Source organism: Anaeromonas frigoriresistens, from assembly GCF_016820655.1.
Taxonomy (GTDB): Bacteria; Bacillota; Clostridia; order Tissierellales; family SIT17; genus Anaeromonas; species Anaeromonas frigoriresistens.
Genome location: NZ_WSFT01000053.1, coordinates 413,733 through 431,116, shown reverse-complemented (window position 1 = coordinate 431,116; position 17,384 = coordinate 413,733). Strand labels below are relative to the sequence as shown.

General features: G+C 28.9%; 18 protein-coding genes and 1 other annotated feature (1 of these 19 only partly in view). All 18 genes read left to right on the top strand.

The window, feature by feature from the left end; genetic code table 11:
• Positions 1-36, top strand: a binding site (T-box leader); it begins 166 nt to the left of the window's first position.
• A gap of 47 nt (positions 37-83) precedes the next feature.
• The 18 genes from alaS to sigK all read left to right on the top strand — a co-directional run bounded on the left by alaS (position 84) and on the right by sigK (position 17,320).
• Entirely contained in the window at positions 84-2,723 is a 2,640-nt protein-coding gene (alaS, locus tag GOQ27_RS16335; RefSeq protein ID WP_203367942.1) for an alanine--tRNA ligase, read from the top strand.
• 99 nt (positions 2,724-2,822) lie between these two features.
• The gene (locus GOQ27_RS16330; protein WP_203367941.1) at positions 2,823-3,077 is read left to right on the top strand and encodes an IreB family regulatory phosphoprotein; all 255 of its coding nucleotides are present in this window, start codon (positions 2,823-2,825) and stop codon (positions 3,075-3,077) included.
• A gap of 21 nt (positions 3,078-3,098) precedes the next feature.
• Positions 3,099-5,144 (top strand): hypothetical protein, encoded by a 2,046-nt coding sequence (locus GOQ27_RS16325; RefSeq protein WP_203367940.1) that lies wholly within the window; start codon positions 3,099-3,101, stop codon positions 5,142-5,144.
• A complete protein-coding gene (locus GOQ27_RS16320) occupies positions 5,145-6,095 on the top strand; it encodes an aldo/keto reductase (RefSeq protein WP_203367939.1) in 951 nt (316 codons plus the stop codon).
• Positions 6,096-6,106: 11 nt separating this feature from the next.
• Positions 6,107-6,520, top strand: coding sequence for a Holliday junction resolvase RuvX (gene ruvX / locus GOQ27_RS16315; protein WP_203367938.1), 414 nt, complete (start codon positions 6,107-6,109; stop codon positions 6,518-6,520).
• 11 nt (positions 6,521-6,531) lie between these two features.
• Positions 6,532-6,771, top strand: coding sequence for a DUF1292 domain-containing protein (locus tag GOQ27_RS17225; RefSeq protein ID WP_203367937.1), 240 nt, complete (start codon positions 6,532-6,534; stop codon positions 6,769-6,771).
• Entirely contained in the window at positions 6,771-7,475 is a 705-nt protein-coding gene (gene sfsA / locus GOQ27_RS16305) for a DNA/RNA nuclease SfsA (RefSeq protein ID WP_203367936.1), read from the top strand. The genes GOQ27_RS17225 and sfsA overlap by 1 nt, the downstream gene beginning before the upstream one ends.
• An 89-nt stretch (positions 7,476-7,564) precedes the next feature.
• Positions 7,565-8,005: a Fur family transcriptional regulator gene (locus GOQ27_RS16300; protein WP_203367935.1), complete on the top strand. Its 441-nt coding sequence runs from the start codon at positions 7,565-7,567 to the stop codon at positions 8,003-8,005.
• A 133-nt stretch (positions 8,006-8,138) separates the two neighbouring features.
• Complete coding sequence (locus GOQ27_RS16295) at positions 8,139-9,803, top strand: ribonuclease J (protein WP_203367934.1); 1,665 nt, start codon at positions 8,139-8,141, stop codon at positions 9,801-9,803.
• Positions 9,804-9,868: 65 nt separating this feature from the next.
• Positions 9,869-10,180: a LysO family transporter gene (locus GOQ27_RS16290; protein WP_203367933.1), complete on the top strand. Its 312-nt coding sequence runs from the start codon at positions 9,869-9,871 to the stop codon at positions 10,178-10,180.
• Positions 10,170-10,763 (top strand): LysO family transporter, encoded by a 594-nt coding sequence (locus GOQ27_RS16285; RefSeq protein ID WP_203367932.1) that lies wholly within the window; start codon positions 10,170-10,172, stop codon positions 10,761-10,763. Before GOQ27_RS16290 ends, GOQ27_RS16285 begins: the two co-directional genes overlap by 11 nt.
• Positions 10,764-10,775: 12 nt before the next feature.
• Complete coding sequence (locus GOQ27_RS16280) at positions 10,776-11,105, top strand: YlbF/YmcA family competence regulator (protein WP_203367931.1); 330 nt, start codon at positions 10,776-10,778, stop codon at positions 11,103-11,105.
• A gap of 108 nt (positions 11,106-11,213) precedes the next feature.
• Entirely contained in the window at positions 11,214-12,230 is a 1,017-nt protein-coding gene (gene mltG, locus GOQ27_RS16275) for an endolytic transglycosylase MltG (protein ID WP_203367930.1), read from the top strand.
• A 91-nt stretch (positions 12,231-12,321) separates the two neighbouring features.
• Positions 12,322-12,969, top strand: coding sequence for an O-methyltransferase (locus GOQ27_RS16270; RefSeq protein ID WP_203367929.1), 648 nt, complete (start codon positions 12,322-12,324; stop codon positions 12,967-12,969).
• Positions 12,969-14,198 carry a peptidase U32 family protein gene (locus GOQ27_RS16265; RefSeq protein ID WP_203367928.1) on the top strand — a complete coding sequence of 410 codons (1,230 nt, stop codon included), beginning with the start codon at positions 12,969-12,971 and terminating at the stop codon, positions 14,196-14,198. The genes GOQ27_RS16270 and GOQ27_RS16265 overlap by 1 nt, the downstream gene beginning before the upstream one ends.
• A 5-nt stretch (positions 14,199-14,203) precedes the next feature.
• A complete protein-coding gene (gene udk / locus GOQ27_RS16260; RefSeq protein ID WP_203367927.1) occupies positions 14,204-14,836 on the top strand; it encodes a uridine kinase in 633 nt (210 codons plus the stop codon).
• Between the two features lie 60 nt (positions 14,837-14,896).
• On the top strand, positions 14,897-16,537 hold the full coding sequence (locus tag GOQ27_RS16255) for a peptidoglycan D,D-transpeptidase FtsI family protein (RefSeq protein ID WP_203367926.1): 1,641 nt from the start codon (positions 14,897-14,899) through the stop codon (positions 16,535-16,537).
• Positions 16,538-16,615: 78 nt separating this feature from the next.
• On the top strand, positions 16,616-17,320 hold the full coding sequence (gene sigK / locus GOQ27_RS16250) for an RNA polymerase sporulation sigma factor SigK (RefSeq protein WP_203367925.1): 705 nt from the start codon (positions 16,616-16,618) through the stop codon (positions 17,318-17,320).
• Positions 17,321-17,384 lie beyond the last annotated feature (64 nt).

Genomic DNA, 17,384 nt, shown 5'->3' with positions numbered 1-17,384 from the left:
ACTAGGGTGGTACCGCGGGCAAAGCTCGTCCCTAATAGGGATGGAGCTTTATTTTTTTACAAAAAATAAGAGGAGTGAAAATAATGAATAATTATAGTCTACATAAAATTAGAGAAGAATATCTAAATTTTTTCAAAGAAAAAAACCATTTAGTAAGAGAGAGTTTTTCTTTGGTGCCTAAAAATGATAAGAGTTTATTACTTATAAATGCAGGAATGGCACCATTAAAACCATATTTTATAGGAACATTAGAACCTCCAAATAAGAGAATGAGCACTTGTCAAAAATGTGTTAGAACAGGTGATATTGAAAATGTTGGTAAGACTGATAGACATGGTACTTTTTTCGAAATGTTAGGAAATTTTTCTTTTGGAGATTACTTTAAGACTGAAGCAATTGATTGGGCTTGGGAGTTTATGACAGAGGTGTTAAAGATATCAAAAGACAAATTATGGGTGTCTGTATATTTAGATGACGATGATGCTTATAAAATATGGAATGAAAAGATAGGAGTATCTAAGGATAGAATAGTTAGACTAGGAAAAGAAGATAATTTTTGGGAAATGGAAGTAGGCCCATGTGGTCCATGCTCAGAAATATATATTGATAGAGGGGAAAAGTATAGTTGTGGAGATGAAGATTGTAAACCTGGATGTGAATGTGATAGATACGTTGAGGTTTGGAATTTAGTATTTTCTCAATACGATAAAGATGAAAAAGGTAACTATAATCCATTACCTAATCCAAATATAGATACTGGTATGGGATTAGAAAGAATAACAGCAGTTCTGAACGATGCTAATAATATTTTTGAGATAGAGCCTATAATTACAATTATTAATGAAGTTGAAAAAACAGCTAATGTTAAATATGGTGAAGATAAAAAAACTGATGTATCAATTAGAGTTATAACAGATCATATTCGAGCAATGACTTTCTTAGTTTGTGATGGTGTAATTCCTAGTAATGAAGGCAGAGGCTATGTTTTAAGAAGAGTAATAAGAAGAGCTTCTAGACATGGAAAATTATTAGGAATAAAAGGTAATTTTTTGAACCGATTAGTAGATTCGGTTATTGATAATTGGAAAGAATTCTATAATGAATTAGATGATATGAAAGGTCAAATCAAAAAAATTATTAAAATAGAGGAAGAAAAATTTGAAGAAACTATTGACCAGGGAATAGAGATATTAAAATCCTATATAAATGAAATGAAATCAAATAATGAGACTACTTTAAAAGGGGAAAAAGCTTTTAAATTGTATGATACTTATGGTTTTCCACTGGATTTAACTAAAGAAATATTAGAAGATGAAGATTTGAAGGTTGATGAAGAACAGTTCAATAAAGAGATGGAGTCTCAAAGAAATAGAGCTAGAAGTGCTAGAAGTAGTGATGGTATAGAAGCTTGGGATGCAAATAAGAGCTTGGATTTAGATGTAGGTATAAAAACAGAGTTTGAAGGATATGACAAGTTATCTAGTCAATCTAAAGTATTGGCAATTATTAAAGAAAGCCAATCTATAGAAAAATTATCTGAGAATGAAGAAGGATATATAATATTAGATAATACTCCTTTTTATGGTGAAAGTGGAGGACAAATTGGAGATAAAGGAACAATAGAGAATAAATATTTTACAGGATCAGTATATGATACTAAGCGTAATAATGATAGATTTTTACATTTAGTTAAAGTAAATTCAGGAGAAATAAGAGTAGGAGATCAAGTAAATGCTTTAGTTGATAAATCAATAAGATCTGATATAGCAAGGAATCATTCAGCTACTCATCTTCTTCATAAAGCATTAAAAGAAGTAATAGGAGAACATGTAAATCAAGCAGGATCATTAGTAACTGAAGATAGACTTAGATTCGACTTTACTCATTTTGAAGCCTTAACAAAAGAACAAGTGAATGAGATAGAAAAAGTAGTTAATAAACAAATTTTTGATTCTCTACAAGTAGAAGTATTGGAAACAAGTATAGATGAAGCAAAACAAATGGGAGCAACTGCATTATTTGATGAGAAGTATGGTGAAAAGGTAAGGTTGGTTAAAATAGGGGATTACAGCATGGAACTTTGTGGAGGTACTCACATAAATAATGTTAGTCAAATAGGAATGTTTAAAATAATAGGAGAATCAGGAATTGCATCTGGTGTTAGAAGAATTGAAGCAGTAACTGGTAGAAAATTATACAATATGATTAATGAAATGGAAAATGAAATAAATAGTATTGCTACTATACTGAAAACTAATAAAGATAATTTTATTGAGAAAGCTAAAAGTACTATAAATGAAGTGAAAACTCTAGAAAAAGAAATTGATATGCTTAAATCAAAATTAGCAAATTCAAAAATAGATGATTTATTAAAAGAAGTATATAAAGTAGATGGAATAAACATAATAACTAAGAAAATTGATGGAATGGATATTGATGGATTAAGACAATTAGGAGATAAATTAAAGGATAAAACTGATAATATAGTAGTAGTATTAGGTACAGAAAAAGACAATAAAGTAAATTTCATTGCAACAGCTACACAGGATGCAGTAAAAGAAGGCATTCATTGTGGGAATATTATAAGAGAAGTTGCAAAGACTACTGGTGGAGGCGGCGGTGGAAGACCAAATATGGCACAAGCTGGCGGTAAAGACCCTGCTAAAATTCAGGAGGCTTTAAATAAAGTTAAGGAATTAGTTAAAGAACAATTAAATAAATAATCAAAACTCCATTGAAGAGAATACTAATATCCTATATAATAAGGTATATAGAGATTATTCCAATTTGTGAGGAATCGTTATAAAAAGAGGGGTGTTCTTATGAGTGATATAAATAAAACAATGATGTTTGATGTTTCAAAGATTGAGGAGAATAAAGCTGAAGATATACTTTTATCCGTGTATCATGCTTTAGAAGAAAAAGGTTATAATCCTATCAACCAAATGGTAGGTTATATTTTATCTGGTGATCCTACTTATATAACAAGTTATAATAATGCAAGAAGTATGATAAGAAAATTAGAACGAGATGATTTATTAGAGGAATTGCTAAAAAGTTATTTAAAAGATAGATAATTCATAAAAGAAGGGTAAGTTTTGAAAAGATATAGGTATATCTTATTCATAATATTAGTATTTACAATATTATTAAACAATACAATATGTTTAGGTTATAATGATAGTAGAGTTTCTAACTTTTATATAGTAGTAATTAATAGATTAACTTTAGAAGATATTGATGAATTAGAGTCCTTAAAAAAGATAATCTCTGAAGGTAGCATTGGTTTAATGAATCCAAAAGGTGCTTCTAGCTACACAAATTATGAAGGTTTTGGAACACTTAATTCTACTAATAAGATATTAGCTAAAGTAGAAAATTACTATCCTATAGATATATCGAAAGAGCAAGGCTTATTAGGACAAGACACAATTGTTGATAGCAACAATTCAATGATAGAACAGATTATAGATACAAATAAGAATAGTCTTTATAATCCAGATATAGGGATTATAGGGAAAATACTTCATTTAAATAATATAAAGACAGCAGTATTTGATTATTCAGATACTGCTGATACTTTTGTAGGAAAAACAAAACTAATTGCAATGGATAAGGAAGGTGAAGTAGACTATACATCAATATATTACAGTAATTATAATAATGAAGATGATATTAGTAATTATTATAATAACATTTTTAACAACTTAAGCAGAGTTAAAGATTCATCAGATTTTATTGTAATTGACACTGAGAATTTAAACAATACTCTATCATCAAGAATAGATACTTTAAATAGAATTGATAATTTTTTAAATGTTATGATAAATAATATTGATAAATCTAAAGACAAAATGATTATTATTAGCCCTAATATTCAGGAAGAGCTTTCTAAAGGATTAACTCCTATTGTTATTTGGGGTAAAGATATAAAAAGAGGTATATTATATAGTGATTCAACAAAAAGAGAAGGAATACTAACGAATTTAGATGTAGCACCCTATATAATAGAAAGCTTTGGTATCAGCAGTGAATATCTTGATAGTAGTGGAGTAGTCAATATAGAACGGGAATCAAATTTTGATTACATCAAAAATATAAATAACATAATTAATAGGACTTCAAATATAAGAGAGGAAACATTTAAAATAGTAACAATATTAGGATTTATATTTTTATTTCTATATTTAATTCTGAATATTTTTAGGATTAAGAATTTATACATAAGTATTTTATTAGAACACACAACTTATATATTTATTTTAGTCCCCTTTGTATTATTAATTAGTTCAATATTTGATAATAACATATACTTTACAATGATTTTTTTAGCTGTTTTATTAGTATTGTTTAAGGTTAGGGGTATAAATCCAAAGTATATATGTGGACTTACTTTTATTACTATAGTTATTGATCTTTTAAATGGGAGCAAACTTATAGCATCTTCTGTGTTAGGATATGATCCCTTGATTGGTGCAAGGTACTATGGGTTAGGAAATGAAATGGCTGGTATATTGATATTTAATATGATTTATTTCACTAAAATTATGATTAAAAATAATGAAGGATTAAAAATACTATTTATTTACTTTTTCACTTTTATTATCGTAATATCTCCCAGTTGGGGATCAAATTTAGGGGCCGGTTTATCTATTCTTAGTATGCTATTATATATTATCTACCAGGGGCTAAAGGAAAAAAATCACCATAGAATTATTATGAAAATTATTAGTTTTGGAATAATTATTATATCAATGGTTATAGTCTATATTATGTTTTTCTCTATTGAAGAAAGTCATATAAGTGAGTTTCTTAATAAGATCTCCTCTCATGGGGTAGTAAGTGTTTTAGATATATTTAAAAGAAAGATTTTAGTAAATATAAGATTACTAGGAGATAGCATGTGGAACAAAATACTATTTATCACAATACCTACCATTTGTATTCTTTTAAATCAACTAACAAAAAACAATATAGTAGAAAAACAGGAGTTATTATTAATCAACAGTCTTATAGTTGGAAGTATAGTTGGTTTTTTAGTAAATGACTCTGGACTCTTATTATCAGCTCTAGCTAATCTTTATCTTTCTATTTTTTTAATATATGTTACAATAATTAAAGGAAAGTATAAAGGGAGTGAATAGATGAAATCTATTAAATTAGGAAATACTAATATAGATGTTTCTAGATTATGCTTTGGGTCTCTCACTATAAGTCCATTACAAAGAAATCTCTCTTATGAAAAAGGTGCGGAATTATTAAAATATGCTTTTAATAAAGGTATAAAATTTTTAGATACTGCAGAATTATATAATAATTATAAACATATAAATTTATTTCTCAAAGGAATAAATAGAAAAGATTATGTAATTGCTACAAAGTCTTATTCTTACTCTACAAAGACTGCAGAAGATAGCTTAATGAAAGCATTAAAAGAAATGGGTACTGATTACATAGATATATTTTTATTACACGAACAAGAAAGTGATAATACAATAAGAGGACATTATGAAGCAATTGAATATTTTTTAAAGGCTAAGGAAAAAGGGATTATTAGAAGTATAGGTATATCAACCCATAGAGTAGAAGGGGTTTTGGCAGCATCTAAATATAATGAGATAGAAGTAATTCATCCTATAATAAATAAATTAGGAATAGGAATTCAAGATGGTAATGCTAAAGATATGTTAGAAGCAATAAAAAAGTGTCATATGATGGGCAAAGGAATATATGGTATGAAACCTTTAGGAGGCGGACATCTTTTAAACAATGTAGAAGAAGCTTTTAATTATGTCCAAGATATTGAGGAGATACATTCCATTGCTATAGGTATGCAATCAAAGGAAGAAATAGATGCTAATGTAAGCTTAATTCAAAGTAGAACTATAGATAAACATACAAAGGAAAAACTCCGAAAAACTAATAGAAAACTTCATATTGCAGAATGGTGTGTTGGATGTGGAAAGTGTAAAGATATATGTCAACATAGCGCATTAGAAATTATTGGTAAAAAAGCTCAAGTAGATATGAATAAATGTGTATTATGTGGTTATTGTGGTAAATATTGCAGTGAATTCTGTATTAAAATAATATAGTGGAGGATAAGATGGAAAGATTATTAGGTTTAGATGTGGGAGATAAGACTATTGGAGTAGCAGTAAGTGATCCATTAGGCTTAACTGCTCAAGGTGTAACAACTATTAGAAGAATTGGTATTAAAAAGGACATAAAAGAGATGATACAAATTATTGAGGAGTATAAAGTATCAAAATTAGTAGTAGGTTTACCGAAGAATATGAATAATACTTTAGGGCCTCAGGGAGAAAAAGTATTGAAGTTCGTAGATAAACTAAAGGAAAAAATTGATGTAGAAATAATATATCAAGATGAGAGATTAACAACAGTATCTGCTCAACGGACATTAATTCAAGCAGATATAAGTAGAAAAAAAAGAAAAGAAGTAGTAGATAAGTTGGCAGCAGTTTATATATTACAAACTTATCTAGATACAAATAAATAGGAGGAATTATTGTGGAAGAAAAATTTGTATTTATTGATGAAAATGGAAAAGAGCATAATTTTGAAATCATTCATTTATTTGAAGTTGAAGAATCAGAATATGCAGTTGTACAGCCCGATGATATGGAAGAAGGATTACTATTGAAGGTAGAATATGATGAAAATGGAGATGCCTTTCTAATGGAGATTGAAGAACAGAAAGAATTTGATGAAGTTAGTGAGTTATATATGCAACTTGTTGATGAAGAGTAATGTCAAAATTAGCTCAAGTAGATATAACTGGAGAATTAATAGAAGCTAAATTCATAAAACGTTTGAATAGATTTGTTGCAGAAATCTCTATTGATAATGAAATTCATTTATCCCATGTACCAAATACAGGAAGAATGATAGAATTATTAGTTCCTGGGGCAAACATTATAGTTAGACGAATTTATAGTATAGAAAGAAAAACTAAATTTGACTTATTGATGGTTAACCATAATGGTATTCTAGTGCTAATAGATTCAGCTATGCCAAATAAAATATTATTTCATTCCTTAAAAAATTATCAATTACCGTTTTTTAAGGATTATATCGAAGTAGTTAAAGAAGTGAAGTATAAAAATAGTAGATTTGATATAGCTCTCAAGGGCAATATAAATACATTAATAGAGGCTAAGTGTGTAACTTATGTAGACAAAGATGTAGCTAGATTTCCTGATGCTCCTACCGAGAGGGGCACAAAGCATGTTTTAGAACTTATAGAATCTATTGAAGATGGATTTGAGGCTGCTGTCATTTTTGTTATTCAAAGAGAAGATGCACAAGTGTTTATGCCTAATCATTCAATGGATCCAAAGTTTAGTAAGGCATTAAAATTAGCAGCTAAAAATAATGTAAAGATAAAAGCAATTAAATGCAATGTTACAGATGCAAATATACAACTTTTGGAAGAAATAGAAGTTAAATTATGATTATCAATTGAGTTTTATTTGCAATCAATATTGACATTTCCATAATATAGATATATTCTATTAATAGAATAAAAAAAGCAGGTGATTTAATGGAGTCATTATTTGACATGTTAAGAACTAAACTTAAGGAAAAAGGTTATAAATTGACGACTCAACGAAGAGTAATTTATGATATCTTTATAGAAAATCAAGGAAGTCATCTTAGTCCTGAAGAAGTTTATGATATGGTGAAGGATAAGTATCCTGAGATAGGATTAGCAACTGTATACAGAACTCTTCAATTGCTGGAAGAGTTAGACGTTATATATAAATTGAATTTTAATGATGGATGTAATAGATATGAGCTTAATACCAATGCTAATCATCATCAGCATCACCATTTGATATGTATGGATTGTGGTAAAGTACTTGAAGTAGAGATCGATTTATTAGACAAATTAGAAGATAAAATTGAAAAAGAAGGTAAATTTAAAATAGTAGATCATAACGTTAAATTTTTTGGATATTGTGAAGATTGTCAAAGCGAATAATGCAGGATTACATATACCAACTATAAAATTTGTTAAGGCTATATGATTAAGGGAAGAATATTGGGCATAATAAAGGTAGCGATAAAACGTGGAATGAGATACGATAGTGGATCAGTTAAAGGAGAGTGATTAGGTGGGAAAACAAACACCAAATGTTAAAATAATCCCATTAGGTGGATTAAATGAAATTGGAAAAAACATTACAGTTATTGAATATAAAAATGATATTATAGTGATAGATTGTGGAATTATATTCCCAGAAGACGAGATGTTAGGTATTGATGTAGTTATACCTGATATAACATATTTAGAAAAAAATAAAGAAAAAATAAGAGCTATTGTATTGACCCACGGACACGAAGATCATATTGGAGCGCTACCATATGTATTAAAGAAAATAAATGTACCAGTTTACGGAACTAAATTAACCTTAGGCTTAGTAGAAAACAAACTTATTGAAAAAGGTATAAAAAATGCTACATTAAATGTAGTTAAGCCAGGACAAAAAACGAAATTAGGATCAATGGTAGTTGAGTATATAACTGCTAATCATAGTATTCCTGATGCAGTTTCTTTAGCTATTCATACTCCAGAAGGAGCAATAGTTCATACAGGAGACTTTAAAATTGATTATACTCCTATAAACGGAGACATGATGGACTTAAATAGATTCGCAGATTTAGGTAGTAGAGGAGTATTAGCTTTATTAGCAGATAGTACAAATGTTGAGAGACCTGGATCTACTATGTCTGAAAAAACGGTAGGAAATACATTCAATGATATCTTTAAAACGGCTGAAGGAAGAATAATCGTAGCAACCTTTGCATCGAATGTGCATAGAGTTCAACAAATTATTAATGCAGCGGTTATGTTTAATAGGAAAGTTGTAGTTTCTGGAAGAAGCATGATAAATGTAGTTAGAGTTTCAACAGAATTAGGATATTTAGATGCTCCTGAAGGTACTATAATAGATATTAATGATATGAATAAGTATCCAGATAACGAAATCACTATAATTACAACAGGTAGTCAAGGAGAACCGATGGCAGCATTATCTAGATTAGCTTCTTCCGATCATAGAAAAATGGAATTAATACCTGGAGATTTAGTAATCATCTCTGCAACTCCAATACCAGGTAATGAAAAGACAGTATCAAGAGTAATAAACCAGTTGTTCAAAAAAGGTGCTAAGGTTATTTATGAAGCATTAGCTGATGTTCATGTTTCTGGTCATGCTTGTCAAGAAGAATTGAAGTTAATACATTCACTAGTGAAACCTAAGTACTTTATTCCTGTTCATGGAGAGTATAGACACTTGAATCAACATGCACAATTAGCTGAAGACCTTGGAATGAAAAGAGATAATATATTCATAATGGAGAATGGATCTGTTTTAGAATTAGGTAGAAGCTATGCTAAAGTTAATGGAAGTATTCCATCAGGAAATATATTAGTTGACGGATTAGGTATCGGTGATGTTGGAAATATTGTATTAAGAGATAGAAAACATTTATCCGAAGATGGACTTATAGTAGTAGTTGTAACCATAAAGAAAGAAAATGGGAAGGTAGTTTCTGGTCCCGATATTGTATCAAGAGGTTTTGTATATGTTAGAGAATCAGAAGATTTAATGGATGAAGCTAGAAGAGTAGTAAGAGACGTATTAAAAGAATGTGAAAAGAATCAAATAACTGATTGGTCAACACTTAAATCTAGTGTTAGAGATGCTCTAAGGAATTTCTTATATCAAAAGATTAAGAGAAATCCTATGATATTACCAATAATAATGGAAGTTTAAAAATAATAGTCACAGCTCCTCGCTGTGGCTATTATTTTCAATTATAAATACATGGGGGGGATATTATGGGTATAAGATTAATACTATATTTAGCAATTATTTTTTTGGGTGGAATAGTAGGATATAAAGATCTTGTACATAAAACTGTAGTAAGTAAAATGAATCTTATACAATCACTATGCTTATTATCTTTACTTTTTATTATGGGGATAAAAATTGGTGGAGATAAAAAGGTTATTTCTTCTTTCTTTAAGCTAGGGTATCAGGCTGTTATAATCTCAGTATTCTCAATAGCTTTAAGTGTATTATTTGTTATGGCTATTAAGAAGTTTGTAATCGATAAAGATGAAGAAGAGGGGGATGAAAATGAGTGTTAGAATAATCCTATCAGTATTAGGTGGAATATTATTAGGATATTACTTTTCTCCAGAATATATTTTAACTAATACAGATATCATTATAGATATTGGATTATGTATTCTTTTGTTTTTTGTAGGAATTGATATAGGTAAAAATAAAGAGGTATTATCAAGAATAAAAAAGATGGGATTTAAAATTTTATTAATACCTTTAATGATTATTATAGGTAGTATAACTGGAAGTATGTTGGCAGGATTAATAATAGACTTGCCTATAAATGAATCAGGTGCTGTAGGAGCTGGATTAGGGTGGTATACTTTATCGGCTATGATGCTTGCAAATTATTCCTCTGAACTTAGCACATTAGCTTTTTTAACAAATGTAGTTAGAGAAATAATAGCACTAATAACTATACCTTTAATAGCAAAATACATAGGAGATTTAGAAAGTATCGCTCCTGCAGGAGCCACAGCAATGGATACTGCCTTACCAATGATATCTAGATCTACTAATCCTAAAACAGCAATCATATCATTTATTACAGGAGTAATTCTATCAACTTCTGTACCTATATTAGTACCAATAATTATCAATATATAAGGAGTGATTAATGTGAATATATATGATTCTGCTCATAATCTAGCAAATGCATTAAAAGAGTCTGATGAATATAAGGAATATATAAAGTTGAAAGAAAAAGTTTATTCTGATCCTAATAGTAAGAAAGTATTTGAAAATTTCAAGTCAAAGGTTATGGAAATCCAAATGGCGCAAATGGCTGGACAAGAATTGGAAGAAGAAAAAATTAATGATATTAAAGAACTAGAAGAAGCAGTAATGAAACACGATACTATAAGTGATTTGTTTGCTGCTGAAATGAGATTTACACAAGTAATGAATGATATATATATAATATTAAATGATAAACTAGATATAAATTAAAGATAAGAAGCCAATATATATTGGCTTCTTATCTTTTGTTTTACTTGTAATAAGAGTGACAAAATTATATAATTAGGAATATATAAATTTTGTCGGAGTGTGATGAAAATGAAGGTATTATTAAAGGGGTTTATAGGATTACTAATTATTATCCTAATAGGAGGAATAGGGGCTAAATATTATTATGAAGTTAATACAAAGCCTGTTTCTACAGATAATGATATTGAATCAGTTGAGGTCGAAATTCCTAGTGGTAGTTCCACTAGTAAAATAGCATCTTTACTAGAGGAAAATAAGCTAATAAGAAATACTAACGTATTTAGAGTCGTTTCAAAATTAAAAGGAACTGACGGAAAATTAAAAGCGGGTTTTTATAATTTAAATACGGGAATGTCTCCAGGAGAAATATTAGATGAATTAGTAGAAGGTGGGAGAAGTGGTAAAACCATAAAATTTACTATTCCAGAAGGATATACTATAGAGGAGATGGCAGATAAATTATCTAAGGAAGAGATTATAAATAGAGAGACCTTTATAAACTTAACCAATAATATAGATAAATTCTCGGAGGATTATGAATTTTTAAACGAAATTCCTGAAGGCAATAATATGGAAGGTTATTTATTCCCAGAAACTTATGAGGTGTATGCTGATTCTTCTGAGGAAGAAATTATTAGAAAAATGCTAGATCAATTCAATTCTGTTTATGTTGAAAAGTTAAAGGGTAAAAAGTTTAAACAAGGTTTGAATATTAATCAATTAATAACTTTAGCTTCAATAGTTGAAAGGGAAAGTATGGTTGATGAAGAGAGATCAAAAGTTGCAGAAGTATTTTATAATAGACTTGAAATAGGTATGAAACTACAATCCTGTGCTACAGTTCAATATATATTAGGTGAAAGAAAGCCGAATCTCTCTATTGCTGATACACAGATAGATTCCGTTTATAATACTTATTTGAATACCGGATTACCTCCAGCGCCAATAGCTACACCAGGGTTAGAAGCTATTGAAGCTACGATTAATCCTGAAGAACATGATTTCCTATACTTTGTATTAAAAGATGATGGAAGCAGCACTCATACATTTAGTACAAATTATTCAGACCATTTAAAGGCGAAATAACATATAACGAATCTAAATAACTTTTTTGGAAAGAATAATACGTGGTATAATAAACCACGTATTATTCTTTGTATGTAAGGAGAGATATAATTTGAGTAATATAAATAAAGAATATATTGAAGAGTATATCAGAGAGATAATACCAAAAAGAACAGAGTTAATCCAATCTCTAGAAGAATATGCTAAAGAGAATCATGTACCAATTATTCACTTAGAAGTGGCAGAGTTTTTAAAGGTATTAATAAAAATAAAAAAAGCTAAAAATATATTAGAAATTGGATCTGCCATTGGTTATTCAGCTATAATAATGGCATCTAGTATGGACAATGGTAGCCTAACATCTATAGAGAGAAGAGAAGATATGGTTAATTTAGCAAAATCAAATATAGAGAAATCTGGACTAGAAAGAGTAAATATAATTCATGGAGAAGCTCAAGAAGTATTACCAAATATTAAACAAAAGTTTGACTTTATATTTATAGATGCAGCTAAAGGTAAGTACATGGAATTTTTACCTTTTTGTATTGATATGTTGGAAGAAAATGGCGTTATAGTATCAGATAATGTACTCTTTAAAGGAATGGTAGCAAATGATGATTTAGTTGTAAGACGAAAAAAGACAATCGTAAGAAGAATGAGAGAATATCTTGATTATATATCGAACCATCCAAGATTAACAACAAGTGTAATACCAATTGGAGATGGTATGGCTATTTCATATAAGGAGGATGACAAGTAATGAGGGATGTTGAATTATTGGCTCCAGCGGGAGATCTAGAGAAACTAAAGATGGCTATAACCTATGGTGCAGATGCAGTATATTTAGGTGGGGAAGAGTTTGGATTAAGAGCTCAAGCAAAAAACTTCACTATAGACCAAATAAAAGAAGGTTTAGAATTTGCTCATCAAAGAGGTAAAAAAGTGTATGTAACATTGAATATTATACCTCATAATGATGATTTATCAGGATTAGATGAATATGTACTTAAATTAAATGATATAGGAGTAGATGCAGTAATAGTATCAGACCCTGGAGTGTTCTCTATCGTAAAAGAGCTTGTACCGGATATGGAGATGCATTTAAGTACCCAAGCAAACACAACTAATTATGGGACAGCTAATTTTTGGTTTAAACAAGGGGTTCAAAGAATAGTAGTTGCACGAGAATTGTCATTAGAAGAAATAAAAAATATCAAAGATAATACACCAAAGGAATTAGAAATAGAAGCCTTTGTACATGGGGCTATGTGTATATCATATTCTGGAAGATGTTTGCTTAGCAATTATATGACTGGTAGAGATGCTAATAGGGGCGAATGTGCTCAAGCCTGCAGGTGGAAATATAATTTAGTTGAAGAGAAAAGACCAGGAGAGTATTATCCAGTATATGAAGATGAGAATGGAACATACATCTACAATTCTAAGGATTTATGTATGATTAAGCATATACCACAAGTTATTGAAGCAGGAGTAAAAAGTTTGAAAATTGAAGGCCGTATGAAAAGTTCATATTATGTTGCAACTATAATAAGATCTTATAGAATGGCAATAGATACTTATCTTGCTAATCCAGAAAAATATGTTTATAATGATATATGGTTAGAAGAAATAAAAAAAGCCAGTTATAGAGATTTCACTACAGGTTTTTACTTTAATAAACCTACTGAAGAAGATCAATTATATGGAAGTAGCTCATATATAAGAAATTATGATTTCTTGGGTCTTGTTTTAGATTATAATGAAGAAACTAAAATTGCCACTGTGGAACAAAGAAATAGAATCTTTGATGAAGATACAGTAGAAATTTTTGGACCAAACAAAGAATATTTTGTACAGCAGATAGTTAGAATGTGGGATAAAGATGATAATCCTATTGATGTAGCCCCCCATGCTAAACAGATAATAAAAATTAAAGTAGACAAACCTGTAGAGAAATGGGATATGATAAGAAAAGCAAGAGAGGAATGATATTTTTGAGTAAACCAGTATTAATAGGAATAACAGGAGGTACTGGCTCCGGTAAAAGTACTGTAGCACAAGCAATATTTAAGTCATTACCCCAAGAAAATATTTTAATAATAGAACAAGACTCTTATTATAAAGATCAAAGCCATTTAAGCTTTGATGAGCGAACTAAGACTAATTATGATCATCCACTAGCTTTTGATAATGATTTGTTCATTGAACACTTGAAACAATTAATAAATAAAGAAACTATACAAAAACCTATCTATGACTTTGAAAAGCATAATAGAAAAGAAGAAACAATTAATGTAGTAAGTAAAGATATAATAATTGTTGAAGGAATAATGATTTTAGAAAATGAAAGAATAAGGGACTTATTAGATATAAAAATATATGTGGATACTGATTCAGATGTTAGAATAATAAGAAGAATACTTAGAGATATCAGAGATAGAGGCAGAACATTAGATTCAGTAATAGATCAATATCTTACTACTGTAAGACCAGCTCATTTACAATTCATTGAACCTGCAAAAAGATATGCGGATTTAATTATACCAGAAGGAGGATTTAATAAAGTTGCTATAGACCTGATGGTTACTAAAGTTAAATCTATTGTAAGAGAAAAGCAATCAAAATAACTATTATACCTTCGGGATGTTTTGGAAATACTTATATTAAAACATCTCGGAGGTATCTTTATGTCCTTATTGAATAAAAGACTAAAACTATTATATAAATTTTCATTAGTATTATTTTGTGTGTTAATTCTAAGAATATCTTGGATACAGTTAATGCTAGGTCCCAAATATAAAGAAAAAGTACAAAATCAATGGTATTATCCTATAACAAATTCTTCTGTTGGGACCATATATGATAGGAATATGGTGCCATTAACGAATAAGGTAACTCAAAAATATTTATATGTACCTAAATCTAATCTGATGAATGATATGGAATATTATGAAGAATTATTAAAGAGATTAAACTATTCTGAAAAAGAACTTAATAAATACATAAATGATGAATACACTAAGGTTATTAAAATTCCTATAAGTGAAGATTTTAATAATGAAGATCTTGAAAATACTTTTATATTAGAAGAGAGCGAAGAATATAATGATGAAAATATTTTAGCTCATGTAATAGGATATATAAATCAAAATGGAGAAGGTATAGGAATAAGGAAAATGTATAATGAAACTTTATCAAAAGGGAATAAGAGTAAAGTACTACTAACTTTTGATGGAAGAAATAGACTCCTATATGATAAGGAAGATTATCTAAATGTTAGTGAAAACAAATCAACTATTAGAAATTCTATTCAATTAACTATAGATTATGATATACAAAAAATAGTTGAAGAAACAATGGAATCAAGAGGATATGAAGGAGTAGTGATTGTTACAGAAGTAGAAACTGGAGAAATATTAGCTCTAACTAGTCAACCGGATTTCAATTTAAATGATATAGGAAGTAGCAATAAATCAAATGATAATTCTCAAATAAATAAAGCAATAAAATTCCATTATGATCCTGCTTCTATATTTAAGACAATAGTTCTTTTAAGTGCATTAGAAAATAATATTGATTTAGATGAGAAGTTCTTATGTGAAGGTAGTATAGATATTGGAGGAATAAAACCTTATAGTTGTTATAATGAGAAGGTCCATGGTGAGCTTACAATCAAAGAAGCCTATTCTTATTCTTGTAATACCATATTTATTCAATTAGCTCAGAAAATCGGAGGAGAAAAAATCATTGAAACTGCAAAAAAAATGGGTTTAGATGAAAAGGTAGATATAGGTTTAGCTGGTGAAATAAAAGGTAAGTTTGCTCCAATAGATAACGTAAAAGGCCCTGGGATAGGTAATCTCGCAATGGGTCAGGCATATGTTAGATTGACTCCTATTCAAATTAATAATTTGACAATGATAATAGCTAATGATGGTATTAAGAAAGATATATCAATAATAAAGGGCTATGCAACGAATACAGGAAAAGAATCCCAGAGATTTACTAAGAAAGAAGACCAATGGGTAATAGATAGTAGTTACACCAATGTTATAAAAGAATATATGGAATCAGTTGTAAAGGAAGGTACAGGTAGTTTAAAAATCAAACTAGAGGAATATGGAGGAGCTGCAGGTAAGACAGGAACGTCAGAAAAGTCTAAAGGAAATAGTAATGGTTTATTCACAGGATATTCTCCTTCAGATAATTCTAAATATGCTATAACTATAGTTGTAGAAAATATAGCTAGAAATGAGACTAGTTCTAATACAGCAGCAGTTGTATTTAATGAGATAATTCAAAAAATAAATCAAATAAAAAACAAATAAATTAATGAGACTTGCACACTTACATATATATAAGCATAACCTATAATGTGGCTTAATATATTGGAGGTGTGCGTTTTAATGTTGGCTTCACTTCTATTCTCAATTTTTAATTTAATCAAACCAGTTTCTATATTTTTAGGGTATATTTCCAATAATAACTCTTTTCCTCAACCTTTAAATAAAGATGAAGAGAGAAAGTATTTAATACTTTATGAACAAGGAGATGAAGAAGCAAAAAACATCTTGATAGAGCGTAATTTACGCCTAGTAGCACATATAGTGAAGAAATATCATAATACAGGGAGAGAAGTAGATGATCTAATATCAATTGGTACAATAGGATTAATAAAAGCTATATCAACTTTTGACAGAACAAAAGGAACTAGATTAGCTACTTATGCTGCTAGATGTATTGATAATGAAATACTAATGTGTATAAGATCAGATAAGAAAACAAAGTCAGAAGTTTATCTACAGGATCCAATAGGAGTAGATAAAGAAGGTAACGAAATATCATTATTAGATATACTTGGAACAAATCCAGATGATGTTATTGATGAAGTACATCTTAAAATACAAGTAAAAAAACTATATGAGAAAATAAATTTAGTATTAAAAGGAAGAGAAAAGAAAATAATAGAACTTAGATATGGTTTATTACAATGTGGTAGTAAAACTCAAAGAGAAATAGCAAAAACATTAGGTATATCAAGATCTTATGTTTCAAGAATAGAGAAAAGAGCAGTAACTAAATTAAATAAAGCTATGGAGATGGGAAAATAAATTCTTGCAAGTAGGCAAGAATTTATTTTTTTATAAAACTAAGATAGAATAAGAATATTTTTTA

What these genes read in the sequence shown, in the direction of transcription:
- alaS (WP_203367942.1), top strand. Translation starts at nt 84, where the DNA reads ATGAATAATTATAGTCTACATAAAATTAGAGAAGAATATCTAAATTTT.
- GOQ27_RS16330 (WP_203367941.1), top strand. Translation starts at nt 2,823, where the DNA reads ATGAGTGATATAAATAAAACAATGATGTTTGATGTTTCAAAGATTGAG.
- GOQ27_RS16320 (WP_203367939.1), top strand. Translation starts at nt 5,145, where the DNA reads ATGAAATCTATTAAATTAGGAAATACTAATATAGATGTTTCTAGATTA.
- ruvX (WP_203367938.1), top strand. Translation starts at nt 6,107, where the DNA reads ATGGAAAGATTATTAGGTTTAGATGTGGGAGATAAGACTATTGGAGTA.
- sfsA (WP_203367936.1), top strand. Translation starts at nt 6,771, where the DNA reads ATGTCAAAATTAGCTCAAGTAGATATAACTGGAGAATTAATAGAAGCT.
- GOQ27_RS16300 (WP_203367935.1), top strand. Translation starts at nt 7,565, where the DNA reads ATGGAGTCATTATTTGACATGTTAAGAACTAAACTTAAGGAAAAAGGT.
- GOQ27_RS16290 (WP_203367933.1), top strand. Translation starts at nt 9,869, where the DNA reads ATGGGTATAAGATTAATACTATATTTAGCAATTATTTTTTTGGGTGGA.
- GOQ27_RS16285 (WP_203367932.1), top strand. Translation starts at nt 10,170, where the DNA reads ATGAGTGTTAGAATAATCCTATCAGTATTAGGTGGAATATTATTAGGA.
- mltG (WP_203367930.1), top strand. Translation starts at nt 11,214, where the DNA reads ATGAAGGTATTATTAAAGGGGTTTATAGGATTACTAATTATTATCCTA.
- GOQ27_RS16265 (WP_203367928.1), top strand. Translation starts at nt 12,969, where the DNA reads ATGAGGGATGTTGAATTATTGGCTCCAGCGGGAGATCTAGAGAAACTA.
- GOQ27_RS16255 (WP_203367926.1), top strand. Translation starts at nt 14,897, where the DNA reads ATGTCCTTATTGAATAAAAGACTAAAACTATTATATAAATTTTCATTA.
- sigK (WP_203367925.1), top strand. Translation starts at nt 16,616, where the DNA reads ATGTTGGCTTCACTTCTATTCTCAATTTTTAATTTAATCAAACCAGTT.